This is a genomic window from Methylobacterium sp. NPDC080182, from assembly GCF_050281105.1.
Classification (GTDB): Bacteria; Pseudomonadota; Alphaproteobacteria; order Rhizobiales; family Beijerinckiaceae; genus Methylobacterium.
In genome coordinates, this window is sequence record NZ_JBNNWO010000011.1 from 107,053 (window position 1) to 127,631 (window position 20,579).

At 71.8% G+C, this 20,579-nt stretch carries 26 protein-coding genes and 1 tRNA gene; 19 read left to right on the forward strand and 8 right to left on the reverse strand.

The features are described 5' to 3' along the window. Nucleotides 1-65: 65 nt before the first annotated feature. The gene (locus ACQKQD_RS19865; RefSeq protein ID WP_427509342.1) at nt 66-1,235 is read right to left on the reverse strand and encodes a cysteine desulfurase family protein; all 1,170 of its coding nucleotides are present in this window, start codon (nt 1,233-1,235) and stop codon (nt 66-68) included. A gap of 273 nt (nt 1,236-1,508) precedes the next feature. Here ACQKQD_RS19865 and ACQKQD_RS19870 point away from each other — a divergent pair, with 273 nt between their 5' ends. From ACQKQD_RS19870 to ACQKQD_RS19880, 3 genes are all read left to right on the forward strand, one after another. After that, nucleotides 1,509-2,165: an alpha/beta hydrolase gene (locus tag ACQKQD_RS19870; protein ID WP_010686946.1), complete on the forward strand. Its 657-nt coding sequence runs from the start codon at nt 1,509-1,511 to the stop codon at nt 2,163-2,165. An 85-nt stretch (nt 2,166-2,250) separates the two neighbouring features. Then, nucleotides 2,251-2,637, forward strand: coding sequence for a response regulator (locus ACQKQD_RS19875; RefSeq protein WP_026604970.1), 387 nt, complete (start codon nt 2,251-2,253; stop codon nt 2,635-2,637). 58 nt (nt 2,638-2,695) lie between these two features. Beyond that, the gene (locus ACQKQD_RS19880) at nt 2,696-3,988 is read left to right on the forward strand and encodes an O-acetylhomoserine aminocarboxypropyltransferase/cysteine synthase family protein (RefSeq protein WP_427509343.1); all 1,293 of its coding nucleotides are present in this window, start codon (nt 2,696-2,698) and stop codon (nt 3,986-3,988) included. 130 nt (nt 3,989-4,118) lie between these two features. Here ACQKQD_RS19880 and ACQKQD_RS19885 read toward each other — a convergent pair whose 3' ends face one another. Next, nucleotides 4,119-5,288, reverse strand: coding sequence for an acetyl-CoA acetyltransferase (locus ACQKQD_RS19885; RefSeq protein ID WP_427509344.1), 1,170 nt, complete (start codon nt 5,286-5,288; stop codon nt 4,119-4,121). Nucleotides 5,289-5,487: 199 nt separating this feature from the next. Further along, nucleotides 5,488-6,057, reverse strand: a complete 570-nt coding sequence (locus ACQKQD_RS19890; protein ID WP_427509419.1) for an NUDIX domain-containing protein — start codon at nt 6,055-6,057, stop codon at nt 5,488-5,490. A 129-nt stretch (nt 6,058-6,186) separates the two neighbouring features. Between ACQKQD_RS19890 and ACQKQD_RS19895 the strand changes: the two genes are divergently transcribed. From ACQKQD_RS19895 to ACQKQD_RS19925, 7 genes are read left to right on the forward strand one after another with little or no spacing between them, the layout of a single operon-like run. Further along, nucleotides 6,187-6,690 carry a hypothetical protein gene (locus ACQKQD_RS19895; protein WP_427509345.1) on the forward strand — a complete coding sequence of 168 codons (504 nt, stop codon included), beginning with the start codon at nt 6,187-6,189 and terminating at the stop codon, nt 6,688-6,690. After that, nucleotides 6,687-6,938 (forward strand): monovalent cation/H+ antiporter complex subunit F, encoded by a 252-nt coding sequence (locus tag ACQKQD_RS19900; protein ID WP_020093421.1) that lies wholly within the window; start codon nt 6,687-6,689, stop codon nt 6,936-6,938. The genes ACQKQD_RS19895 and ACQKQD_RS19900 overlap by 4 nt, the downstream gene beginning before the upstream one ends. Continuing rightward, nucleotides 6,935-7,219 (forward strand): monovalent cation/H(+) antiporter subunit G, encoded by a 285-nt coding sequence (locus tag ACQKQD_RS19905; RefSeq protein ID WP_427509346.1) that lies wholly within the window; start codon nt 6,935-6,937, stop codon nt 7,217-7,219. The genes ACQKQD_RS19900 and ACQKQD_RS19905 overlap by 4 nt, the downstream gene beginning before the upstream one ends. Beyond that, entirely contained in the window at nt 7,216-7,467 is a 252-nt protein-coding gene (locus ACQKQD_RS19910) for a Na(+)/H(+) antiporter subunit B (RefSeq protein WP_056525210.1), read from the forward strand. The genes ACQKQD_RS19905 and ACQKQD_RS19910 overlap by 4 nt, the downstream gene beginning before the upstream one ends. Beyond that, nucleotides 7,464-8,240 (forward strand): MnhB domain-containing protein, encoded by a 777-nt coding sequence (locus ACQKQD_RS19915; RefSeq protein ID WP_427509347.1) that lies wholly within the window; start codon nt 7,464-7,466, stop codon nt 8,238-8,240. The genes ACQKQD_RS19910 and ACQKQD_RS19915 overlap by 4 nt, the downstream gene beginning before the upstream one ends. Continuing rightward, nucleotides 8,237-8,656: a sodium:proton antiporter gene (locus ACQKQD_RS19920; protein ID WP_427509348.1), complete on the forward strand. Its 420-nt coding sequence runs from the start codon at nt 8,237-8,239 to the stop codon at nt 8,654-8,656. Before ACQKQD_RS19915 ends, ACQKQD_RS19920 begins: the two co-directional genes overlap by 4 nt. Then, complete coding sequence (locus ACQKQD_RS19925; RefSeq protein WP_427509349.1) at nt 8,653-10,407, forward strand: complex I subunit 5 family protein; 1,755 nt, start codon at nt 8,653-8,655, stop codon at nt 10,405-10,407. The genes ACQKQD_RS19920 and ACQKQD_RS19925 overlap by 4 nt, the downstream gene beginning before the upstream one ends. Nucleotides 10,408-10,518: 111 nt before the next feature. Here ACQKQD_RS19925 and ACQKQD_RS19930 read toward each other — a convergent pair. From ACQKQD_RS19930 to ACQKQD_RS19940, 3 genes are all read right to left on the reverse strand, one after another. After that, nucleotides 10,519-10,594: transfer RNA gene (locus ACQKQD_RS19930), tRNA-Thr, on the reverse strand. Nucleotides 10,595-10,703: 109 nt separating this feature from the next. Then, nucleotides 10,704-11,843, reverse strand: coding sequence for a 3-dehydroquinate synthase (gene aroB / locus ACQKQD_RS19935; RefSeq protein ID WP_427509350.1), 1,140 nt, complete (start codon nt 11,841-11,843; stop codon nt 10,704-10,706). A 19-nt stretch (nt 11,844-11,862) separates the two neighbouring features. Continuing rightward, the gene (locus ACQKQD_RS19940) at nt 11,863-12,486 is read right to left on the reverse strand and encodes a shikimate kinase (protein ID WP_020093428.1); all 624 of its coding nucleotides are present in this window, start codon (nt 12,484-12,486) and stop codon (nt 11,863-11,865) included. Between the two features lie 244 nt (nt 12,487-12,730). Between ACQKQD_RS19940 and ACQKQD_RS19945 the strand changes: the two genes are divergently transcribed. The 3 genes from ACQKQD_RS19945 to ACQKQD_RS19955 all read left to right on the forward strand — a co-directional run bounded on the left by ACQKQD_RS19945 (nt 12,731) and on the right by ACQKQD_RS19955 (nt 14,472). Then, nucleotides 12,731-12,883 (forward strand): hypothetical protein, encoded by a 153-nt coding sequence (locus ACQKQD_RS19945; RefSeq protein WP_012317685.1) that lies wholly within the window; start codon nt 12,731-12,733, stop codon nt 12,881-12,883. Continuing rightward, nucleotides 12,880-13,824, forward strand: coding sequence for a site-specific tyrosine recombinase XerD (locus ACQKQD_RS19950; RefSeq protein WP_091977005.1), 945 nt, complete (start codon nt 12,880-12,882; stop codon nt 13,822-13,824). Before ACQKQD_RS19945 ends, ACQKQD_RS19950 begins: the two co-directional genes overlap by 4 nt. A gap of 129 nt (nt 13,825-13,953) precedes the next feature. Further along, nucleotides 13,954-14,472: a MarR family winged helix-turn-helix transcriptional regulator gene (locus tag ACQKQD_RS19955; RefSeq protein ID WP_427509351.1), complete on the forward strand. Its 519-nt coding sequence runs from the start codon at nt 13,954-13,956 to the stop codon at nt 14,470-14,472. Between the two features lie 63 nt (nt 14,473-14,535). Here the strand turns inward: ACQKQD_RS19955 and ACQKQD_RS19960 are convergent, their stop codons facing one another. Both ACQKQD_RS19960 and ACQKQD_RS19965 read right to left on the reverse strand, forming a co-directional pair. Beyond that, nucleotides 14,536-14,901 (reverse strand): c-type cytochrome, encoded by a 366-nt coding sequence (locus ACQKQD_RS19960; protein WP_042673136.1) that lies wholly within the window; start codon nt 14,899-14,901, stop codon nt 14,536-14,538. A gap of 210 nt (nt 14,902-15,111) precedes the next feature. Then, a complete protein-coding gene (locus ACQKQD_RS19965) occupies nt 15,112-16,128 on the reverse strand; it encodes an NAD-dependent epimerase (protein WP_427509352.1) in 1,017 nt (338 codons plus the stop codon). Nucleotides 16,129-16,290: 162 nt separating this feature from the next. Here ACQKQD_RS19965 and ACQKQD_RS19970 point away from each other — a divergent pair, with 162 nt between their 5' ends. From ACQKQD_RS19970 to ACQKQD_RS19995, 6 genes are all read left to right on the forward strand, one after another. Then, nucleotides 16,291-16,521 carry a hypothetical protein gene (locus tag ACQKQD_RS19970; protein WP_020093433.1) on the forward strand — a complete coding sequence of 77 codons (231 nt, stop codon included), beginning with the start codon at nt 16,291-16,293 and terminating at the stop codon, nt 16,519-16,521. 148 nt (nt 16,522-16,669) lie between these two features. Further along, nucleotides 16,670-16,933 carry a hypothetical protein gene (locus tag ACQKQD_RS19975; RefSeq protein ID WP_427509353.1) on the forward strand — a complete coding sequence of 88 codons (264 nt, stop codon included), beginning with the start codon at nt 16,670-16,672 and terminating at the stop codon, nt 16,931-16,933. Nucleotides 16,934-17,038: 105 nt separating this feature from the next. Beyond that, complete coding sequence (locus ACQKQD_RS19980; RefSeq protein ID WP_020093435.1) at nt 17,039-17,296, forward strand: DUF6894 family protein; 258 nt, start codon at nt 17,039-17,041, stop codon at nt 17,294-17,296. Nucleotides 17,297-17,363: 67 nt separating this feature from the next. Beyond that, complete coding sequence (locus tag ACQKQD_RS19985; protein ID WP_427509354.1) at nt 17,364-17,570, forward strand: ribosome modulation factor; 207 nt, start codon at nt 17,364-17,366, stop codon at nt 17,568-17,570. Then, a complete protein-coding gene (locus ACQKQD_RS19990) occupies nt 17,570-18,886 on the forward strand; it encodes an MFS transporter (RefSeq protein WP_020093437.1) in 1,317 nt (438 codons plus the stop codon). Before ACQKQD_RS19985 ends, ACQKQD_RS19990 begins: the two co-directional genes overlap by 1 nt. A gap of 182 nt (nt 18,887-19,068) precedes the next feature. Then, nucleotides 19,069-20,541: an MDR family MFS transporter gene (locus ACQKQD_RS19995; RefSeq protein WP_427509355.1), complete on the forward strand. Its 1,473-nt coding sequence runs from the start codon at nt 19,069-19,071 to the stop codon at nt 20,539-20,541. Nucleotides 20,542-20,579: the final 38 nt, after the last annotated feature.

Here is a 20,579-nt window from a genome sequence, read left to right on the forward strand (position 1 = left end):
GCGTCTCCTAGGCATCTCCGGCGTCAAGGGCCGGGAAGCGACTGTCGGAAAGCGGGGGGCGGCGCTCAGGCCGCCTGGCCTCGCCGTCTATATAGGGTCTCCACGACCCGTTCGAAGGCGTCGAGGAAGCATGCCACCTCCTCGTCCACCGTGTTCCAGCCGAGGCTGACGCGCAGCGCCCCCTCGGCGAGGTCGGAACCGACGCCCATCGCGGCGAGCGTCGCCGAGCGCGCGACCTTGCCCGACGAGCAGGCCGAGCCCGACGACACCGCCACGCCGGCGAGGTCGAGGGCGATCAGGGCCGAGGGCGCGTCGAGCCCCGGGACCGAGAAACTCAGGGTGTTGGGCAGGCGCGGCGCTCCGGCGGCGAACACCACCGCGTCGGGCGCCATGGTGCGCACGCCGGCCTCGATCCGGTCCCGAAGGGCGGAGAGGCGCGCGGCCTCCGCGTCGAGCGCCGCGCGGGCGATCCGGGCAGCCTCACCCATGCCGACGATGGCCGGCAGGCACTCGGTGCCGCAGCGCAGCCGCCGCTCCTGGCCGCCCCCGCGCAGGAAGGCGCTCTCCAGGCTGACGCCCTCGGCCAGGACCAGCGCGCCGACCCCCTTGGGCGCCGCGAACTTGTGGCCCGAGAGGGTCAGCGCATCGAGGCCGAGCGCCGCCATGTCGAGGGGGATCTTGCCGACGGCCTGCACGGCGTCGCTGTGGACCAGGGTCCGGCCGTGCGCCCGCGCCAAGCCGACGATCTCGGCCAGCGGCTGCACCGCGCCGGTCTCGTTGTTGGCGGCATGGACCGAGAGGAGCAGGGTCTCGTCGGCAAGAGCACCCAGGCGCGCCTCCAGGGCGGCGAGATCGACCACGCCCTCGGCGGTGACCGGGACTTCCTCGACGGCCGCGTCCGGGAACCGGTGACCGGCCGCGACGCAGGGATGCTCCGTGGCGGAGTGGAGCAGCCGCCTCGGGGCCGCCGCGCCGCCGCGACGGAGGGCGCCCGACAGGACCGCGTTCGCCGCCTCGGTCCCGCCGCTGGTGAAGACGACCTGCTCGGGCCGGGCGTTCACGAGCGCCGCCACCTGGGTGCGGGCCGCTTCGAGGGCGGCCCGGGCTGCCCGCCCCTCCGCGTGGATCGAGGACGGGTTCCCGGGGAGCGTGAGCGCGCGCGCGACCGCCTCCGCGACGTCCGGGCGGACCGGCGCGGTGGCGTTGTAGTCGAGATAGGCGCGTGCCCGGCTCATCCGCGTTCCGTTAAGCCCTCTGCTGCGGCGCGTCACAATTCCTTGCCCGCGCGCCGGCTCGCCGTGCTAAGGCGCGCCGAGACAATGAGATCCCGCCGACCCGGCACGGTCGGCGTGGCAGCCAACGCGGTGCTTCGGACGGGTTGTTTAGAACAGTTCTAATCGCCTAGAACTGTTCTAAGACTGCTTTTATGGTGCGCGCGCGACGAGTCAAGGCTGCTGCGCCGCCGGGCCGATAGCCCGGCGGGCGATCTCCGGAGCGAGAGACGAGCGATGCCCGAAGTGATCTTCACCGGCCCGGCCGGCCGCCTGGAAGGCCGTTACCAAGCCCCCAAGAAGCGCGGCGCGCCGATCGCCATCATCCTGCACCCGCACCCCCAGTTCGGGGGTACGATGAACAATCAGATCGTGTACAACCTTTTCTACACGTTCGCCAATCGCGGTTTCGCGGCCCTGCGCTTCAATTTCCGCGGAGTCGGGCGCAGCCAGGGCTCGTTCGACCACGGCTCGGGCGAGCTGTCGGACGCTGCGGCCGCCCTCGACTGGGTTCAGTCGGTCAACCCGGAGGCGAAGTCCTGCTGGATCGCGGGCGTGTCCTTCGGCTCGTGGATCGGCATGCAGCTCCTGATGCGCCGCCCCGAGATCGAAGGCTTCATCTCCATCGCCGCCATGGCGAACCGCTACGACTTCACCTTCCTGGCCCCCTGCCCCTCCTCCGGCCTGTTCGTGCACGGCTCCGAGGACCGGGTCGCGCCCGCCCGCGAGGTCATGCCGGTGATCGAGAAGGTGAAGACCCAGAAGGGCGTCATCATCGAGCACCAGATGGTCGAGGGGGCCAACCATTTCTTCGACGGCAAGGTCGAGGAACTGACCCAGACGGTCGACACCTACCTCGACAAGCGCCTCGGCAAGCGCGAGGAGGCGGCCTGACGGATCCGGCCCCGCGCCTTGACGGGGGGAGCCCCGGAGGAATAGGGCGCGGGTTTCGGAATTGAGACGCACCTTCGCAGGTCTGATGTCAGATAGCCCGTCCGACCATCCCGTCGTTCTCCTCGTGGAAGATGACGGCCTCCTTCTGATGGAGGCCTCGGACACCCTCGCGGATGCGGGCTTCACCGTCGTCGAGGCGACGCATGCCGACAAGGCGCTGAAGGTTCTGGAGAACCGCGACGACGTCGGGGTCCTGATGACCGACGTCGACATGCCGCAGGGGTCGATGGACGGCTTCGCCCTGGCCCGCCTCGTCGCGCATCGCTGGCCCTCGATACCCGTGCTGGTGGTGTCGGGCATGGGCACGCCCGGTCCCAACGACATGCCGGAGGGCGCCCGGTTCATCCCGAAGCCCTACGAGCCGACCACCCTGGTCCGGACCCTGCAGGCCTTCATCCGCCGCGCGGCTTGACGCACGGATCCGCTCGGGCTGACACCCGGTCCGGGCCCTGAACACCCGACCGAGAGCCATGACGGACAAGAATCGACCGCACCGCTTCGCGACCCGGGCCATACACGCCGGCGCGGCGCCCGATCCTGCCACGGGCGCCCGGGTCCAGCCGATCTACTTCACCAACGGCTTCGTCTTCGACTCGACCGAGCAGGCCGCCGACATCTTCGCGGGCCGCCGGACCGGCTTCTCCTACTCGCGCGGATCCAACCCGACGGTCGCCGCGCTGGAGCGCCGGATCGCCGATCTGGAAGGCGCGAAGGCGGGTGTGGCGGTGTCCTCCGGACAGTCGGCCATGCAGCTCATTCTGATGACGCTGTTGAAGAGCGGCGACGCCTACGTCGCGTCGCCGCGCCTGTTCGGCGGGTCGCTCGGCCTGATGCGCCGGCTTGACGGGCGCTACGACCTGAAGCCGCGCTTCGCGCGCGGTATGGCCCCGGAGGATTTCGAGGCGGCGATCACCCCGGACTGCCGGGCCATCTTCTGCGAATCGATCGTGAACCCCTGCGCGTCGGTGGTGGACCTCGACGGCATCGCCGCGGTGGCCCGCCGCCACAACCTGCCGCTCGTCGTCGACAACACCCTCGCCTCGCCGGCCCTGATCCGGCCGATCGAGCACGGCGCCGACATCGTCTGGCACTCCACCTCGAAGTTCCTGAGCGGCTCCGGCCAGACCATCGGCGGCGTGATCTGCGACGCCGGCCGCTTCGACTGGGCGAAGGTCGGCGGCTACAACCTGATCACCGAGCCCTGGCCGGACTATGACGGGCTGGTGCTCACCGAGGCCTTCCCGGCGACCCCCTTCGCGGCGGCGTGCCGGTTCTTCGGCCTGCGGGACCTCGGGCCCGGCCTGTCGCCGATGAACGCGTTCCTGACGCTCATGGGGATCGAGACCCTGCCGCTGCGCATGGAGCGGCACTGCGCCAACGCCCGGGCGGTGGCGGCCTTCCTGAAGGATCACCCGGCCGTGGCCTGGGTGAGCTACCCGATGTTGCCGGGCCAGACCGGCGAGGACCTCGCCCGCCGCTACACCCCGGACGGGCCGGGCTCGATCTTCACCTTCGCGCTGAAGGGCGGCGAGCCGTCGGCGCTGCGGTTCATCGCCGGCCTGGAGCTGATCTCCCACTTGGTGAACATCGGCGAGATCAAGTCGCTGGCGATCCACCCGTCCTCGACCACCCACCGGCAACTGCCGGAGCACGAGAAGGCCGCCGCGCAGGTCGGGCCCGAGACCGTGCGGTTGTCGATCGGGCTGGAGAACGAGGCCGACCTCATCGCCGATCTCCAGCAGGCGCTGGATCGCCTCCTCTAGTCCGTCATCGCGAGCGCGGCGAAGCGATCCAGAGCGGCGCGATCTCGACGATCGTGGCGCCGCTGGATTGCTTCGCGCCGCCCGCGAGGACGGCCACGGCTGGCAGGGATTGGCCGCAACCGGGACGGCCTCAGCGCCGCCGCTCCAGGATCGACACGTAGTTGGCGACCGCCGCGCCGCCCATGTTGAAGATCCCGGCGAGCTCCGCCCCGGGCACCTGCATCTCACCGGCCTCGCCCATGAGCTGGAGGCAGGCCATGACGTGCATCGACACGCCGGTCGCCCCCACAGGATGACCCTTGGCCTTCAACCCGCCGGACGGGTTGATCGGCAGCCGGCCCCCCTTCTCGGCGAGCCCCTCGCGCACCACGCGGTAGCCCTCGCCCGGCGCGGCGAGGCCCATCGCCTCGTACTCGATCAGCTCGGCGATCGTGAAGCAGTCGTGGGTCTCCACGAAGGAGAGGTCCTCGTTGGCGATTCCGGCCTGGGCCCGCGCCCTCTCCCAGGCCATTCGTGCGCCCTTGAACTCCACCGGGTCGCGGCGGGACAGGGGGAGAATGTCATTGACGTGCGCGCGCGCGCGGAAGCTGATCGCCCGCTCCAGGCCCTCGGCCGTCTCGGCATCCGCCACCACCAGGGCCGCCGCGCCGTCCGAGATCAGCGAGCAGTCCGTGCGCCGCAGGGGCGCGGCCACGTAGGGGTTCTTCTCCGAGACCCGGTTGCAGAATTCGAAGCCGAGATCCTTGCGCAGCTGCGCGTAGGGATTGCCGACGCCGTTGCGGTGGTTCTTGGCGGCGATCCGGGCCAGCTCCTCGCTGCGGTCGCCGTAGCGCTGGAAGTAGCCCGCCGCGATCCGACCGAAAACGCCCGCGAAGCCGCCCTCGATGTCGGCCTCCTCCTTCCGGTAGGAGGCGCCCAGCAGGATGTCGCCGGTCTCGGCGACGGTCTTGGCCGTCATCTTCTCGGCGCCGATCACCAGGGCCACGCGGCCGCGGCCGCTGTCGACGAAGTCGAGGGCCGCGTAGAGGGCCGCCGACCCGGTGGCGCAGGCGTTCTCCAGGTGGGTCGCCGGGGCGTGGGCGAGGCCCGGCCGGTTCACCGCCACCAGCGAGCCCTCGAAGCCCTGCTTCGAGAAGCCGGTGTTCATCGAGCCCACGTAGATGCCGTCGACCTGCGACTCCTCGACGCCGGCGTGGGCCAGCGCCTCCCCCGAGACCCGGGCGATCAGCCCCTCGACATCGGGCTCCTCGAGCTTGCCGAAGGGGGTGTGGGCCCAGCCCACGATGCAGGCGCGCGTCATCCGGTGACCTCCCGTGTGTGGCCCGGACGATGGGCCCGTCGCGGCCGGCGATCAAGACGGGGCGCGGGCTCTTCGACGCGCTGGACCCCTCCGCACGATGGCCGCCCGGGCCCCGCTCAGCGCAGGTGGAAAGCGACCCACGCGACGCCGACGAGCACCAGCGCGGTCAGCAGCCCCCGGGCGAACGCGCGGCGGCGTCTCACCGGGCGAACAGCTCCGGATGACGGGCGCGGAGCGCCAGGATCAGGGTGAGCGTCTTCAGGTCGGTGATCTCGGCCCGGCCTGCGCGGGCGGCGAGCTCGGCCAGCGGCATCTCGACCACCCGGATGTTCTCGTGCTCGCCCTCGGCCCCGCCGCCGGCCTCGGCGCGGTCCGCCCGGCCGTAGGGCGCGAGGTAGAGGTGGATCTTCTCGGTGGTCAGGCTGGCGCAGGAATAGGTGGCGCCGACGAACTCGAGAGCCCGCAGGCGCAGGCCCACCTCCTCCAGCGCCTCCCGGCGGGCGTTCTCCTCCGGGCTGCCGGCGTCGATCAGGCCCGCCGGTGCCTCCAGCTGGACCTGCTCGCCGGCCGCGAAAAGCGGCGGCACCCGCAGCTCGCGCACGAGCGTCGCGACCTTCCGCTCCGGGTCGTAGGGCAGGATCCCGACCGAGTCGCCGTGGTCCTCGATCTCGCGCTCGACGACGGCGCCGTCGGCGAGGCGCACCCGCGCGATCCCGAAGCGGCTCCAGCCCTCGTGGACGAAGCGGACAGTGAGGATCTCAGCTTTCATATGCACGCCCACCCCTCATCGCCTTACACGGAACCGTGTCCCCGGGTTCCGGGAACGCCGGCGCCCGCGGCCACGTTTGGTCGGACACGCGCATGGTCACGCTTCCGCGGGGCGCGCCGGTCAGGATCGATGCGGGTAGGATCGACGCAGGCAGGACCGTTCGGCGGGCTCGGGAAGCGTTCGCGGCGCGACGGCGCAGCGATCTGGGTCGTCCTCGCCCTCACCTACTTGGTCTTCGCCGGCTCGGTGAGCCTGAACGAGGGGATGGCCGCCGTCGGCTGCGCCAGTCTCGGCACGCTCTGGTGGTGGGGCGTCGGACGGCGCGGCGGGCTGCGCTTCCGCTTCGACCGTGAGGCGCTCCGCCCGCTCGGCCCCGCCATCCGCGACATGCCGCGCCAGAGCGCCCGCGTCGGGCTGCACCTCCTGCGCGCGATCCTCGGTCGCGCCGGCGGCGGCGCGACCCGCGAGCGGAGCGCCGCCGAGATCGCCTGGGCCACGCCGGAGGGCGACGCGGCGCCGGCGGCGCGGGCGGTCGGGTTGCTGGCCGCGTCGCTCGCCCCCGACAGCTACGTGCTCACCCTCGACCGCGCGCACGGAACCGTGGTGACGCACGGCCTGGAGGAGGCGCGATGAGCGTCTGGACGGTCGCCATCCTGGCGCTGCTGCCGCCGCTCGCCGTGGCCGCGGTCCTCGCGTGGCGGGGTCGGCCCGGCCAGCGTTTCGCCGCCTACCAGCTCGCCGGCAGCGTCACGGTCCTGATCCTGACGCTCATGGCCTTCGCCACCGACCAGGCGTCGATCACCGATCTCGCCCTCACCCTGGTCCTGCTCAACCTGCCCGGCACGATGCTGCTCGCGGTCTTCCTGGAGCGCTGGATATGAGCGTCGCGATCGGCTCGGTCCTGGCTCTCGCCGTGGCGTCCACTTGGCTCGCGGCCCTCGCCCTCTGGCGCCTGCCCCGGGCGCTCGACCGGATGCACGCCGTCGCGTTCCTGAACGTCGCGGCCGCGATCCTCGTGACGGTGGCGGCCTTCCTCGCGGACGGCGTCTCCGGGCGCTCGCTCAAGATCCTGGTGATGATGGTGGTGTTCCTCGCCTGGGCGGCAGTCCTGTCGCACGTCTCGGGTCGGGCCGTGCTGATGCGCGAGGGCCGCTCGGCATGACGGTCATCCTGCCGCTGCTCTTCCTGCTCACCGCGGTCTCCGGCACCGCCGTGGTCCTCGTGCGCGACCCCGCGCGGCAGGTCTTCGCCATCGCGGTCAACGGGCTCATCCTGGCGATCCTGTTCGACGCCCTCCAGGCCCCCGACGTCGCGCTCTCGGAGCTGGCGGTCGGTTCGGCGGCGGTGCCGCTCCTCTTCCTTGTGGCCCTGATGGCCGTGCGGACGCAGCCGCCCGAGGAGGAATCGTGAGCCCGCGCGCCCGCGTCGCGCTCCTGGCCGTCGCGGGCCTCGTCCTCCTCCCGGGCGCGGCCGCGGTGATCGCCGGCTTGCCGCCCTTCGGATCGACGATCGCCCAGTACGGCGCGCGCATCAACGCGATCACCCCGGAGGCCCGGCACGTCGCCAACATGGTCAGCGCGATCAACTTCGACCTGCGCGGCCTCGACACCCTCGGCGAGGAATTCATGCTGCTCACCGCCATCACCGGGACGGTGGTGCTGCTGCGCGGGCGGCGCGGCGAGGGCAACTCCGAAAGCGCCATGCGCCGGCCCGGCCGGGCCGTGATCCCGCGCTCCGAGGCCGTCGTGCTCGCGTGCCGCGTCGCCGGCCCGCTCACCGCGCTGTTCGGCCTCTACGTCGTGCTGCACGCGACCGTCACGCCGGGCGGCGGCTTCCAGGGCGGCGTCATCCTCGCCTCGGGCACCCTCCTCATCTACCTCGGCGAGGGCTATGCCGGCTGGCGCGACGCCATCCGCAGTCACTGGCTCGATGCCCTGGAGGGTGGCGGCGCGCTGCTCTTCGCGCTGTGCGGGCTGGTGCCGATGCTCACCGGCGCCGCTTTCATGCAGAACATCCTGCCGCTCGGCACCTTCCGCGACCTGTTCTCGGGCGGCCTGATGCTGGTCGAGAATCTCGGCGTCGCCCTCGCGGTGACGGGCGGTTTCACGCAGCTCTTCCTGGAGTTCATGGAGGAGACCCGCGAGGCTGACGCGCCCGAGGAGCCGGGGGAGGAATCCGCGTGAGTGCGGTCACCAGTGTCCTGCCCTACGCGGTCGCCGCGTGGCTGTTCGGGATCGGCCTCTACGGCATCGCCACGAGCCGCAACTTCATCCATCTCGTGGGCTGCCTCGGCGTCTGCCAATCGGCGACCTACGTGCTCCTGCTCGGCCTCGGCTATCGCTGGGGCAGCATCGCGCCGATCTTCTACGACCACCCGCCGGGGACGCCCGCCGTGGACCCGGTGATGCAGGCGCTGGTGCTCACCGACATCGTGGTGGGCGCGACGCTCACCGCCCTCCTCCTCGTCCTGACCATCCAGGCCTACAAGCGCGGCGGCAGCCTGGACCCGGAGAAGCTCCGACCGATGCGCGCGGGCGGCAAGTCCGGGCGCGATGCTGGGTCCAGCCGCGTGCGCAACGCGGAGCGGAACGCCCCGTGACCGCCTTCCCGGCCGCCCTCCTCCCCCTGCCCGTCGCGATCCCGCTCGTGGTCTGCGCCGCGATGCTGGCGACCGCGCACCTCCTGCCCGGCCGCCTGCCCGACATCTTGGCGACGCTGGCGGCCCTCACCGTCGCGGCGCTCTGCGGCGTCATCGCCACCCACGCCGCTGACGGGCCGCTGGTCTACTGGTTCGGCGGCTGGGAGCCGCGCGACGGGGTCCATCTCGGCATCGGCTTCTCGGTGGACGAGGCCAGCGGCTGGGTCGCGGCCTTCATCGGCCTGCTCTACGCGCTGACCTTCGTGTTCGCCTGGGGCTTCTTCGACCGCACCCACGGCCACTTCCACATCCTGATGCTGCTGTTCCTGGCCGCCATGGTCGGGTTCTGCTTCACCCGCGACATGTTCAACCTGTTCGTGTGGTTCGAGGTGATGAGCGTCGCGGCCTTCGCGCTCACGGCCTACCACCTGGCGGAGTCGTCGCTGGCGGGCGCCATCAACTTCACGGTGGTGAACAGCCTCGCGGGCTTCCTGATGCTCGGCGGCATCGGGCTGATCTACGCCCAGACCGGCACGCTCGACTTCGAGGGCATCGCGGCGGCGGTGGCGCGGGGCGGCCGGGATCCGGTGGTGGCCGGGGCGTTCTGCCTCGTCGCGGCCGCCCTGATGATCAAGGGCGCGATCGTGCCGTTCCAGTTCTGGCTCGCCGACGCGCACGCGGTCGCGCCGAGCCCGGTCTCGGTGATCTTCTCCGGATCGATGGTCTCGCTCGGCCTGTTCGGCCTCGCGAAGGTGAGCGCCGTCGTGTTCGGCGGCTCCGATCAGGTCCAGCACGCCTTGCCGGGGCTCCTCATCGGCCTGGGCAGCTTCACCGCCCTCCTGGGCGGCTGGATGGCGCTGCTGCAGCGGCACCTCAAGCGGCTGCTCGCCTTCTCGACCATCTCGCACGCCGGCATCATGCTCACCGGCCTCGGCGCCCTCTCGGTGGACGGGACCGGCGGGATGCTCGTCTACGTGGTCGGCCACGGGCTGGTGAAGGGCGCCCTGTTCATGATCGCCGGCATCCTGCTCGCCACCCAGGCCAGCATCGACGAGATCGCCCTGCGCGGCCTCGGACGGGGGATCTGGCCCGCCGGCGTCGCCATGGCTCTGGCCGGGCTGCTGCTCTGCGGCCTGCCCCTCGGTGTGCTCGACCAGGGCACGCGCCTCGTCCAGGGCGCGCTCTGGCAGCAGGGGCACGGGGTGGCGCTGGCGGCCGGTGCCATCGGCGCGGCGCTGACCGGGGCCGCGGTGCTGCGGGCCGCGGGCCGGATCTTCCTCGGGCTCGGGCCCGATCCCGGCGACGAGGCCGGCGCCCCGAGCGCGGACGAGCGCGAGAAGGCCAACCGGCCGCTCTGGCTGATGCTGGCGCCGTGCTGCCTTCTCCTCGCGCTCGATATCGGTCTGCCGGCGGCTCTCATCGAGCACGCCCTGCCGCGGGCGGCGTCGGCCTTCATGCACCGGCCAACCGTGCACGCGCTGGCGGAGGGGCCCGGCTGGCTCCCCTGGGCCTCGGTCGCCGCCGCTCTGGCCGGCGCGGCCTACGGGCTGTTCCGCAGACATCTGCCCGCGTTCGTGGTCCGGCCGGTCAGCGCGACGCAATCCGCGCCGACCCGCGTGCTGGAAATGCTCCATAGCGGCTTGATCGGCGATTACGCCGCCTGGCTCGCCGTGGGCGTGGCGGCGATCGCGGCCGTGCTGGCCATCGCCTGAGCGCGCCCGTCGCCGCGCGCCTCAGCCGACGGGCTCGCGCGGGCTCGAGCCGGCACAGGCCATTGGCCAGCGGCTCGCTCGTGTATGCTTTCGGGAAACGCCTGGGGGAAATGGTGCCGCAAGAGGGATTCGAACCCCCGACCCCCTCATTACGAATGAGGTGCTCTACCAGCTGAGCTATTGCGGCCCTGGCCCCGACGGGACCGTCGGCGGCGCGCGGTGACCGGCGCCGGACGTGGCAGGCTCATAGCGGCCCGGCCTGCGTTAGGCAAGGCCACAGCCGGCGCTCGCGGGCGTCAGGCGGCTTGGTCCGACGCCAATTCATCCTGCAGGAACGCCGCCACCTCCGCCCGGTCCACGCCGGGGGCGATGAAGCTCTGGCCGATCCCCCGCGCGAGGATGAAGGTCAGTGCGCCGTCGCGGACCTTCTTGTCCTGGGTCATCGCGTCGAGGAGCGCCTCGGCGTCGCCGCACCCGCCCGGAACGGCCTGCAGACGGGTCGGCAGGCCGGCGAGCGCGAGATGGTTGGCGACCCGGCCCGCATCCTGGCCGGCGCAGAGCCCGAGGCGCGCCGAGAAGCGGAAGGCCAGCGCCATCCCGATCGCCACGCCCTCGCCGTGGACCAGGCGGGCGGAATCGTAGCCGGTCAGGCGCTCCAGGGCGTGGCCGAAGGTGTGACCGAGATTGAGCAGCGCCCGCTCGCCGTCCTCCCGCTCGTCGCGGGTGACCACCGCGGCCTTGGCCCGGCAGCAGGCGGCGACCGCCTGCTCGCGCTCCGGGCCGCCGGCGAAGATCCCGCGCCAGTTCGCCTCGCACCAGTCGAAGAAGCCCGGATCGGCGATTAGCCCGTACTTGGCGACCTCGGCGTAGCCGGCGCGCATCTCGCGCTCGGACAGGGTGTCGAGGGCGGCCGTGTCGGCCAGGACGAGGCGCGGCTGGTGGAAGGCGCCGATCAGGTTCTTGCCCAGCGGCGCGTTGATGCCGGTCTTGCCGCCGACCGAGGAATCGACCTGCGCGAGCAGGCTCGTCGGCACCTGCACGAAGCGCACGCCGCGCCGCAGGGTGGCGGCCGCGAAGCCCGCGAGGTCGCCGACCACGCCGCCGCCCAGCGCCACGACGAGGTCGCCGCGCTCGACCTTGAGGGTGAGCAGACCGTCGCAGACCTCCGCGTAGCCCGTGTAGGATTTGGAGGCCTCGCCCGGCGCCACCGTCACCACGCCCGCCTGGAGGCCGGCGCGCTCCAGGCTGGTCCGCAGCCGCGCGGCGTAGAGCGCGCCGACCGTCGCGTCCGTCACGATCGCCGCCCGGCGGGCCCCGAGCGCGGCGACCGCGGTGCCGGCGGTGTCGATCAGCCCGCGTCCGATCTGGATGTCGTAGGCGCGGCCGGCGTCGAGGGGCACGTGGACGGTCAGGAGGTCCGGACGAGGCTCGGTCATGGATCGGTTCGCTCGGGTCTCACTGGGCGGCCACGGGGATGGATCCTTCGCCGCTGAGATGGGCATCCAGCGCCTCCAGCACGTCCTGGACGACCCGGTCATGCGAGACCTCCCGCGAGATGACCATCACGTCGGCTGCGGCGTAGACCGGGTGGCGCACGGCCATCAGGTCTCGCATCGTCGCCTCGGGATCCTCGGTCTGCAGCAGCGGGCGGTTGCCGCGCTTGCGCACGCGCCGCATCAGCACGTCCAGATCGGCCTTCAGCCAGACGGAGACCGCCGATTCCGCGATGCGCGCGCGGGTCGCCTCGCGCAGGTAGGCGCCGCCGCCCGTCGCCAGGACCAGCGGACCGGCCCGCAGCAGGCGCGAGATCACCCGCTCCTCGCCGTCGCGGAAGCTCGGCTCGCCGTAGATCGCGAAGATGTCGGGGATCGTCAGGCCGGCCGCGGCCTCGATCTCGATGTCGGCATCCTTGAAGATCAGGCCGAGGCGGCTCGCCAGACGGCGGCCGACGGTGCTCTTGCCCGCTCCCATGAGGCCCACGAGCACGATCGAGCGCAGGCCGAGCGCGCGGCGCAGACGCGCCTCGATCGGTTCCCCCGCCTCCTCCCCGCTCATGGCCTCCTGCATCGACTCCTGCATCGCATCCGTGCGGCGTCCCCGCCTCTCCACCGGCCCCCGCGCGCCTGTCGCCCGGGCAGCCTCACATCCTGCGGCAGGCTCTTAGCGCGTTTCAAGCGGCCTGCGAAACGCATCCCTGTGTCGTCGTGGGCCTTGTCAGCGCCTCGTTCACGTGGTCGAACCCGGGCATCGGCGGCGGCTCGGAGAAGGCCTTCGCCCGCCCCCTCCCCGCCGCCAGCGCCCGTCTGCCCGAGGTTCGACCGACGTGCCGACCCTGTTCCGTTTCTTTGCCACCCTCGCGATCCTGGCGGGTCTGGTCTACGCGGCCATGTTCGCGCTCGCGCATTTCGTCCAGCCGACGCCGCGGGAGATGAGCGTGACCATCCCCGCCTCGAAGCTGCAGCCGGGCAACCGTTGAGCGGGCCGGAGGGCAGCGGCGACGCCGCCCGGGCGCCGCGCCCCGAGGTCGCCGAGTATCTCGACATGCTGGCCGCCGAGCGCGGTGCCGGACTGAACACCCTGAGCGCCTACCGCCGGGACCTGGACGATTACCTCGACTATCTCGCGCGCTCGGGCACGGCGCTCGGCGACGTGGAGGCCGGCACGCTGCGGGCCTTCCTGATCGACCTCGAGACCCGGGGCCTGAAGGCGTCCTCGGCGGCGCGGCGCCTGTCCTGCGTGCGCGGTTTCCACAAGTTCCTCTACGCCGAGGGCGGCGCCGAGAGCGATCCGAGTGTCGCGGTGTCCGGTCCGCGCCGCGGGCGCGCGCTCCCCAAGGTCCTGTCCATCGCGGAGGTCGACCGGCTGCTCGCCACGGCGCAGGCGGCCGCCGCCGCCGATCAGGCCCCCGGCCCGGCCCGGCGGGCACGCCGGATGGCGTGCCTGCTCGAGTTGCTCTACGCCACGGGCCTGCGCGTCTCGGAACTGGTCGCCCTGCCCCGCGCGGCGGGCGCGACGCGCGAGCGCTACCTCATCGTCAAGGGCAAGGGCGGCCGCGAGCGCCTCGTGCCCCTGACCGATGCGGCCCGCACCGCGATGGCGGTGCATCTTCCGGCCGTGCCGGAGGACAACCCGTGGCTGTTTCCCGCCGACAGCGACAGCGGCTATCTCACCCGGCAGGCCTTCGCCCGCGATCTCAAGGTGCTGGCCTCGGCGGCGGGGCTCCACCCGGATCGGGTGAGCCCCCACGTGCTCCGCCACGCCTTCGCGAGTCACCTCCTGCAGAACGGCGCCGACCTGCGCATCGTCCAGGAGCTGCTCGGCCACGCCGACATCTCGACGACGCAGATCTACACGCACGTCCTCGACGAGCGCCTGAAGGCGATGGTCCGCGATCTGCATCCGCTGATGGATGGCTGAGCGCTGCCGGGCGGACGGTGTGGCAACTCTCGGTCGGTCGCCCCAATTGTATACGTTTAGCGAACTGCCTAGAAGTAGCCCCTCGCCATACCGGTACGCGAGCCAGCCTTTACCAGAGAGAGTTTTCCTATGTCAGGCCCCACGGCCTCGCAGATCGGCATCGAGCCGGATCGAGCGGGGCACACGCGTGCCGACCAGCTTTCGCAGCGGGAGCGGCAGCGCCTCGACAATCAGCTGTGCTTCGCGGTCTACACCGCCGCGCACGCGTTCGGCCGCGCCTACCGCAACCTCCTGGGGCGCCACGAACTGACCTATCCGCAATACCTCGTCCTGCTGGTCTTGTGGGAGCAGGACGGATTGTCGGTCAAGGAAATCGGGAACCGCCTGTTCCTGGATTCGGGGACGCTGACGCCGCTCCTGAAGCGCCTGGAAGCCTCCGGGCGCGTGCGCCGCGCCCGCGACCGGGTCGACGAGCGTCAGGTCAGCATCTTCCTCACCGCCGCCGGCGAGGCGCTGCGCGAGGAACTCGCCTGCCTGCCCGACGAGGCGGGGGGCATGACCGGTCTCGATATCCAGGGCCGCAAGGACCTGCTTCAGGATCTCGTCACGCTCAGGCTGAGCCTGCAGGCCGGCCTCACGCCCGACTAGGGCGCGGCCGGAGCCCCGGGAGCGGCCGGGCGGCCGCTCCCGGTTCGTACCGATCTTCGCGTCTCAGGACTGCGTCTTGAGGTAGGCGATGACGTCGTTGATCTTCTTGTCGTCGGGGTAGCCCTGGAAGATCATCTTGGTGCCGGGCACCTTCGCCTTCGGGTTCTTCAGCCACTCGTGCAGGTTAGCCTCGTCCCAGGTGATGCCGGAGTTCTTCAGGGCGGCGGAGTAGTTGTAGCCCTCGTAGGTGCCCGCCTTGCGGCCGACGACGCCCTTCAGGTCGGGACCCACGCCGTTCTTCTGGAAGTTGTGGCACGCCTTGCAGGGGGCGAACGCCTTCTCGCCGGCCGCGGCGTCGCCGGCGTCCTGGGCCTGCGCGGCGAACGGCATCACGACGGCAAGGACGGCGCCGAAAACGAGTGAACGCATGGATTTCCTCCTGTTGGCCGCCGCTTGGGCAGCGATGCGGGCAGAGCTTGCCTGCCTGGAACAGCTCTAAATGAATGTGCCCGGCGCGCGCAACGGCCCAGTCTGGGATAGCCGTCATCCGGGGCCGGTTGGCGGCTGCTGCGGGCCGCCGCCCCACTCAACACCGCGTGAACGGATTGGCTCCGTGCGACGGCGCGCGGCGCCGTTCCCTCAGATCCCGTGATAGGTCCGATACCAGTCGACGAAGCGCCCGATCCCAGTCTTCAGCGGCGTGGCGGGCCGGAAGCCGGCGTCCCGCACGAGGTCGTCGATGTCGGCGTAGGTCGCCGGGACGTCCCCGGGCTGCATCGGCAGGAGGATCTTCTCCGCCTTGCGGCCCAGGGCGTCCTCGAGGAGGGCGATCATCTCCAGGAGCGCCACCGGCTCGTTGTTGCCGATGTTGTAGATCCTGTAGGGGGCGGAGCTGGTCCCGGGATCCGGCGCCGCGCCGCTCCACGCGGGGTCGGGCGCGGCCGGCCGGTCGGCCAGGGCCCGGATCCCCGCGACGATGTCGTCGATGTAGGTGAAGTCCCGGAGCATCCGCCCTTCGTTGAACACGCGGATCGGTTCGCCCGCCAGGATCGCGCGGGTGAACAGGTACAGCGCCATGTCGGGCCGGCCCCAGGGGCCGTAGACGGTGAAGAAGCGCAGGCCCGTCGTCGGCAGGCCGTAGAGATGGCTGTAGCTGTGCGCCATCAGCTCGTTCGCCTTCTTGGTCGCGGCGTAGAGGCTGAGCGGATGGTCGACGTTCTGGTGCACCGAGAACGGCATCGCGGCGACGCCGCCGTAGACGGAGCTGGAGGACGCGTAGAGGAGGTGTCCCACGCCGCCGTGGCGGCAGGCCTCAAGGATGTTCAGGAAGCCGACGAGGTTGCTCGCCGCGTAGGCGTGCGGATCGGTGAGCGAGTAGCGCACGCCGGCCTGGGCCGCGAGGTGGATCACCGTGCGGAACGCGTGGCGGCGGAACAGCGCGTCGAGGCCGTCGCGTTCGGCGAGGTCGAGGCGCGCGAAGCTGTAGCCCGGGAAATCCGCGAGGCGTTGCAGCCGGGCTTCCTTGAGGCGCACGTCGTAATAGGCGTTGACGCTGTCCAGGCCGACGACCTGCCGGCCCTCTTCGAGGAGGCGCAAGGCAAGCTGGTTCCCGATGAAGCCGGCCACGCCGGTGATCAGAACAGGTGGCAGGGACATGCGCGCGGACCGACGGGCTGACTGGCCGCCCGGGGGGCGAGCTGTAGCATGGGGTATGGGCGCGACAAATCGGTGCTCCCCCGTGAGCCTGCCGACATGAGCCTGCCGACGCTCCGAGCGGCCTGTCGCGCGGGCGCGTGACGCGCTAGGCTCGCGGCTGCCGTGCAGCCCGATCCGAGACCGCTCCCCGACAGCCTGACCCGCCTGCTCACCGTGCCGGAGCAGCGCCCGGTCCGGGCGCGTCCCGAGCCTTCGCGGAGGGAGCGGGCTTCGGAGCCGCGCTCCGCACACGCGGCGCTGGAAGCGGCGATCCTCCGCGGCTTCGTGTTCGGTCTCTCGGGGCTCGTCTGGCTCGTCGTGCTGGCGCTGTCGGTCCGGCATATCGCGCACTGATCGTGCCCCGAGTCCCCCGCAGTCCCGGCGTGACGCTGTGGATATCGGTGGTGCGCCTGTTCGCCCGCGTCCTCAATCAGTACGCGAACAGCCAAGTTCGCTATTGAGGCGGCCAGACCGGGGGCGGCTCGACGGCGAGGATGGGACGATGTCTCTGACAGGGCGTTTCTGGTTCCGGAAGACCTGGACAGGGCGGCTGGTGCTCCTGGTCGAGGAGGAGCGCCCCCGCTGGTTCGGCCGCGGCTCCGGCAAGCCGCGCTGGCGCAACGCCAAGCTCCTCGATTTCGCCGAGCCCGAGCTGCGGCCGCTCATGGCGATGGAGAAGCAGCACCGCGCGGGCGGTTCCACCGGTCAGGTGCGGGCGCTGCGCCCGGTCCCGGCCGCGCCGGCCGCGCGCGCCGCGCACGGCTGAGGGCCGAGGCAGCGCGGCGCGCCGCGATCTGGTCCGACGCGCGGCCGTCACCACCTGTCGTGGGTCGCTCCGCCCGGGGCGGCACCCCTGCAATCGGTGAAGACCATGCCGCGCTACTTCTTCCACACGCAGATCGGCGAGGACGTCATCTCCGACCCGACCGGGATCGAGCTTCGGGATCCGGACGCGGCCTGGGAGGCGGCGCGGGAGACGATCCGCGCCGCCCTGCGCCAGCCGCAGGATCAGGCCCGGCTGATGACGGCGTGCCTCGTGGTCACGGACGACGACGGCGAGGTCGTGCTGGAATTCCCGTTCAGCGAGGCCGTGGCGCTGCCCGCCGACGCGGACCCGACGCGTCACTGAGATCGGCGACGCGCGCGCTCCGCGCCCTACATCGCGCCGCAGCCCACCGGAACGGAGCTGCGCCCGTATGGATACGCCACCGAACGACCTCGATGCCCGCGCCCTCGGCCGGGCCGCGCCCGCCAAAGGGCTCGCCCGGGAAGCCTGCCCCTACGCGGAGAGGACGGAGGCGCGCGCGCTCTGGCTGGCCGGTTACGACGCGGCCCTGGCGGAGGGCGAGACGCCCGTGACCGGCGGTCTCGCCAAGCACCCGGTCGACGGGTCGGCCCGCTGATGGACGCCCGGACCGCACCGCATCCCGGCGCGCATCATTCGACTCTCGACCGCAAGTCGGTCGGGGCCGTCGTCCTGGGCAACGCCCTCGAATTCTACGACTTCACCGTCTACGCCTTCTTCGCCAAGCCGATCGGCGAGGCCTTCTTCCCGGCGAACGACCCGACCCACAGCCTGCTGGCATCGCTCGCCCTGTTCGGCATCGGCTACGTCATGCGGCCCATCGGCGGTGTGCTGATCGGCGCCTTCGCGGACCGGGCGGGCCGCAAGCCCGCGATGCTGATCACCATCGCGCTGATGGCCGTCGGCATGCTCATGCTGGCCGCCTGCCCCTCCTACGCGACGATCGGCGGCTGGGCGCAGGTCATCGTCATCGCCGGACGCCTCGTGCAGGGCCTCGCCCTCGGCGGCGAGGTCGGTCCCTCGACGGCCTTCCTGCTGGAGGCCGCGCCCCCGGACCGGCGCGGCTTCGTGACGAGCTGGCAGATCGCCAGCCAGGGCTGCGCCGCCCTGTTCGCCGGGATCATCGCGACCGCCCTGGCGCTCGCGGTCGGCGACCAAGCGATGGCGCAGTGGGGCTGGCGGCTGATGTTCGCCCTCGGCCTGTGCGTCGTACCGGTCGGCCTCATCATCCGCAGCCACCTGCCCGAGACCGCCGGCGCCGAGGAGGATCCGCACGCGGCGGCCTCGACGATGGCGGTGGTCGGCCGGCTCCTGCGCGAGCACGGCCGCCTGCTGGGCCTGACCTTCCTGGTCATCGCGGCCTCGACCGTGTCGAACGCGGTCGGCACCAACATGCCGGTCTTCGCGGGCGCGACCCTCGGCCTGAGCGAGACCGCCGCGACGGCGGTGCCGATCGCCCTCGGGCTCGCCTCGGTGATCTTCCCGCTGCTCGGCGGCTGGCTGGCCGACCGGTACGGGCGGCGACCGGTGATGATCTGGCCGCGGGCGCTGATCCTGATCCTGGCGGTCCCGGCCTTCGCCTGGGTGGTGCGGGCGCCGAGCGCTGCCAGCGTCTACGCGGTCACCTTCCTGCTCTCGGCGCTGTCGTCCATCAACGCGGCGGCCGTGATCGTCGGCATTCCCGAGGCCCTGCCGCGGGCGGTGCGCAGCGCCGGGTTGTCGATCGTCTACGCGGTCTCCGTCTCGGTGTTCGGCGGCAGCACGAACTACGTGGTAAACTGGCTGATCGCCGCGACCGGCGACCGGCTCGCGCCGGCCTACTACCTCGCCGCATTCAGCCTCGTCGGGACGATCGCCGCGTTCCTGCTGCCCGAGACCCGCGGAAGGGACCTCGACGCCGACGCGGAGGCCTGAGTCGGTCGCGCTGGGGCGTTCCGCATTATGTATGCACGTGCTGCATCGGGGCGTGTCGTCCATGCGCCCATCGCGGGGCCGACGCCGAGCGGATGTGCGCCCGCGCACGGATCTCGCCGCGAAGAGGTCGGTTGCCCGGGTCAACGCTAGGTGTGCAGGCGCGGCGGGCCTAGATCGGCCCGATGCCCAAGTCCCTCGAGACGCGCCGCCCGCTGGTCCTCGCCGCGGTGATGGCGTCGATGTTCATGATCGCCATCGAGGCGACGATCGTCTCGACGGCGATGCCGCAGATCGCCGGTCATCTGGGCGACCTTCACCTCTACGCCTGGGTGTTCGCGTCCTTCCTGCTGACGCAGACGGCCACCACGGTGGTGTTCGGCAAGCTCTCGGACCTCTACGGACGCCGGCCGGTCCTGCTGTTCGGCATCGCGGTGTTTCTGGCGGGCTCCCTCCTGTGCGGGCTCGCGTGGTCGATGCCCTCGCTGATCCTGTTCCGCCTCATCCAGGGCGTCGGCGCAGGGGCGATCCAGCCGGTGAGCCTGACCGTCATCGGCGACCTTTACGCGGTGCGGGAACGCGGCAAGGTCCAGGGCTACCTCGCGAGTGTCTGGGGGATCTCGTCGGTGGCCGGCCCGCTGGTCGGCGGCCTGATCATCGGTCACCTGAGCTGGCCCTGGATCTTCTGGATCAACCTGCCGATCGGCGTGATCGCGGCCGGCCTGTTCCTGCGCTTCCTCCACGAGGGCGTCGAGCGCCGCCCGCGCCAGATCGACGCGATCGGTGCGGCCCTGTTCACCGCCGCCATCGCGGCGCTGATGATCGCGCTGACCGAGGCGGGCGAGTCGGCCGAAGCGGCCCTGTGGCCGGCGCTGGCCTTCGTGGTGGCCGCGACCCTGTTCGTCGTCCAGGAGCGGCGCGCGCCGGACCCGATGCTCGACATCCGCCTATGGTTGCAGCGCCCCATCGCGACCGCCAACACCGCGACGCTGCTCTCCGGCATGACGGTGATCGGGCTCACGGCGTTCCTGCCGATGTACGTGCAGGGCGTCATGCGGCAGTCGCCCCTGATCGCCGGCCTGACCCTGACCCTGATGGTGCTCGGCTGGCCGATCGGCGCCACGACGGCGGCGCGTAGCTTCGTGCGGTTCGGCCTGCGCCCGATCCTGCTGGTCGGCGCGACGCTCCTGCCCCTCGGCGCGGTCGCCTTCGTGGCCCTCGGGCCCGACACCTCCCCGGCGGTGGCGGCCTGCGGCTCGGTCGTGATGGGGCTCGGCATGGGCTTCCTGTCCACGGCCGCCATCGTGATCATCCAGGACAGCGTCGCCTGGGCGCAGCGCGGGGCGGCGACGGCCTCCAACATCTTCTCGCGCAACCTCGGCTCGACCCTCGGCGCGACCGTCCTCGGGGCGGTGCTGAATTACCGGCTCGCGAACCCGTCGAGCGGCCCGGCGGTGAACTCCGATCAGCTGCGGCGCCTGCTCGACGATCCAGCAAGCCTCGGGGCCGGCGGCGAGGCGATCCGGGCCGGCCTGGAGCACGCCCTGCACGGCACGTTCTGGACGGTGTTCGCCGTGGCGGGGCTGACCCTGCTCCTGTCGCTGCTGGTCCCGCCGGTGGCGATCTCCGACCGGCCGCGCGAGCTCGCCGTCGAGTGAAGGGAGCGGCATTCGCCGAGGGAGAGGCGCCGCAGGCG

Excerpts from the sequence above, each read along its gene's own strand:
- ACQKQD_RS19910 (WP_056525210.1), top strand. The coding sequence starts at position 7,216 with ATGACGGTCATCCTGCCGCTGCTCTTCCTGCTCACCGCGGTCTCCGGC.
- ACQKQD_RS19980 (WP_020093435.1), top strand. The coding sequence starts at position 17,039 with ATGCCGCGCTACTTCTTCCACACGCAGATCGGCGAGGACGTCATCTCC.
- ACQKQD_RS19990 (WP_020093437.1), top strand. The coding sequence starts at position 17,570 with ATGGACGCCCGGACCGCACCGCATCCCGGCGCGCATCATTCGACTCTC.
- ACQKQD_RS19895 (WP_427509345.1), top strand. The coding sequence starts at position 6,187 with ATGCGGGTAGGATCGACGCAGGCAGGACCGTTCGGCGGGCTCGGGAAG.
- ACQKQD_RS19900 (WP_020093421.1), top strand. The coding sequence starts at position 6,687 with ATGAGCGTCTGGACGGTCGCCATCCTGGCGCTGCTGCCGCCGCTCGCC.
- ACQKQD_RS19940 (WP_020093428.1), bottom strand. The coding sequence starts at position 12,486 with ATGCAGGAGTCGATGCAGGAGGCCATGAGCGGGGAGGAGGCGGGGGAA.
- ACQKQD_RS19870 (WP_010686946.1), top strand. The coding sequence starts at position 1,509 with ATGCCCGAAGTGATCTTCACCGGCCCGGCCGGCCGCCTGGAAGGCCGT.
- ACQKQD_RS19905 (WP_427509346.1), top strand. The coding sequence starts at position 6,935 with ATGAGCGTCGCGATCGGCTCGGTCCTGGCTCTCGCCGTGGCGTCCACT.
- ACQKQD_RS19975 (WP_427509353.1), top strand. The coding sequence starts at position 16,670 with ATGTCTCTGACAGGGCGTTTCTGGTTCCGGAAGACCTGGACAGGGCGG.
- ACQKQD_RS19995 (WP_427509355.1), top strand. The coding sequence starts at position 19,069 with ATGCCCAAGTCCCTCGAGACGCGCCGCCCGCTGGTCCTCGCCGCGGTG.
- ACQKQD_RS19880 (WP_427509343.1), top strand. The coding sequence starts at position 2,696 with ATGACGGACAAGAATCGACCGCACCGCTTCGCGACCCGGGCCATACAC.
- aroB (WP_427509350.1), bottom strand. The coding sequence starts at position 11,843 with ATGACCGAGCCTCGTCCGGACCTCCTGACCGTCCACGTGCCCCTCGAC.
- ACQKQD_RS19965 (WP_427509352.1), bottom strand. The coding sequence starts at position 16,128 with ATGTCCCTGCCACCTGTTCTGATCACCGGCGTGGCCGGCTTCATCGGG.
- ACQKQD_RS19955 (WP_427509351.1), top strand. The coding sequence starts at position 13,954 with ATGTCAGGCCCCACGGCCTCGCAGATCGGCATCGAGCCGGATCGAGCG.
- ACQKQD_RS19865 (WP_427509342.1), bottom strand. The coding sequence starts at position 1,235 with ATGAGCCGGGCACGCGCCTATCTCGACTACAACGCCACCGCGCCGGTC.
- ACQKQD_RS19875 (WP_026604970.1), top strand. The coding sequence starts at position 2,251 with ATGTCAGATAGCCCGTCCGACCATCCCGTCGTTCTCCTCGTGGAAGAT.
- ACQKQD_RS19890 (WP_427509419.1), bottom strand. The coding sequence starts at position 6,057 with ATGAAAGCTGAGATCCTCACTGTCCGCTTCGTCCACGAGGGCTGGAGC.
- ACQKQD_RS19985 (WP_427509354.1), top strand. The coding sequence starts at position 17,364 with ATGGATACGCCACCGAACGACCTCGATGCCCGCGCCCTCGGCCGGGCC.
- ACQKQD_RS19960 (WP_042673136.1), bottom strand. The coding sequence starts at position 14,901 with ATGCGTTCACTCGTTTTCGGCGCCGTCCTTGCCGTCGTGATGCCGTTC.
- ACQKQD_RS19885 (WP_427509344.1), bottom strand. The coding sequence starts at position 5,288 with ATGACGCGCGCCTGCATCGTGGGCTGGGCCCACACCCCCTTCGGCAAG.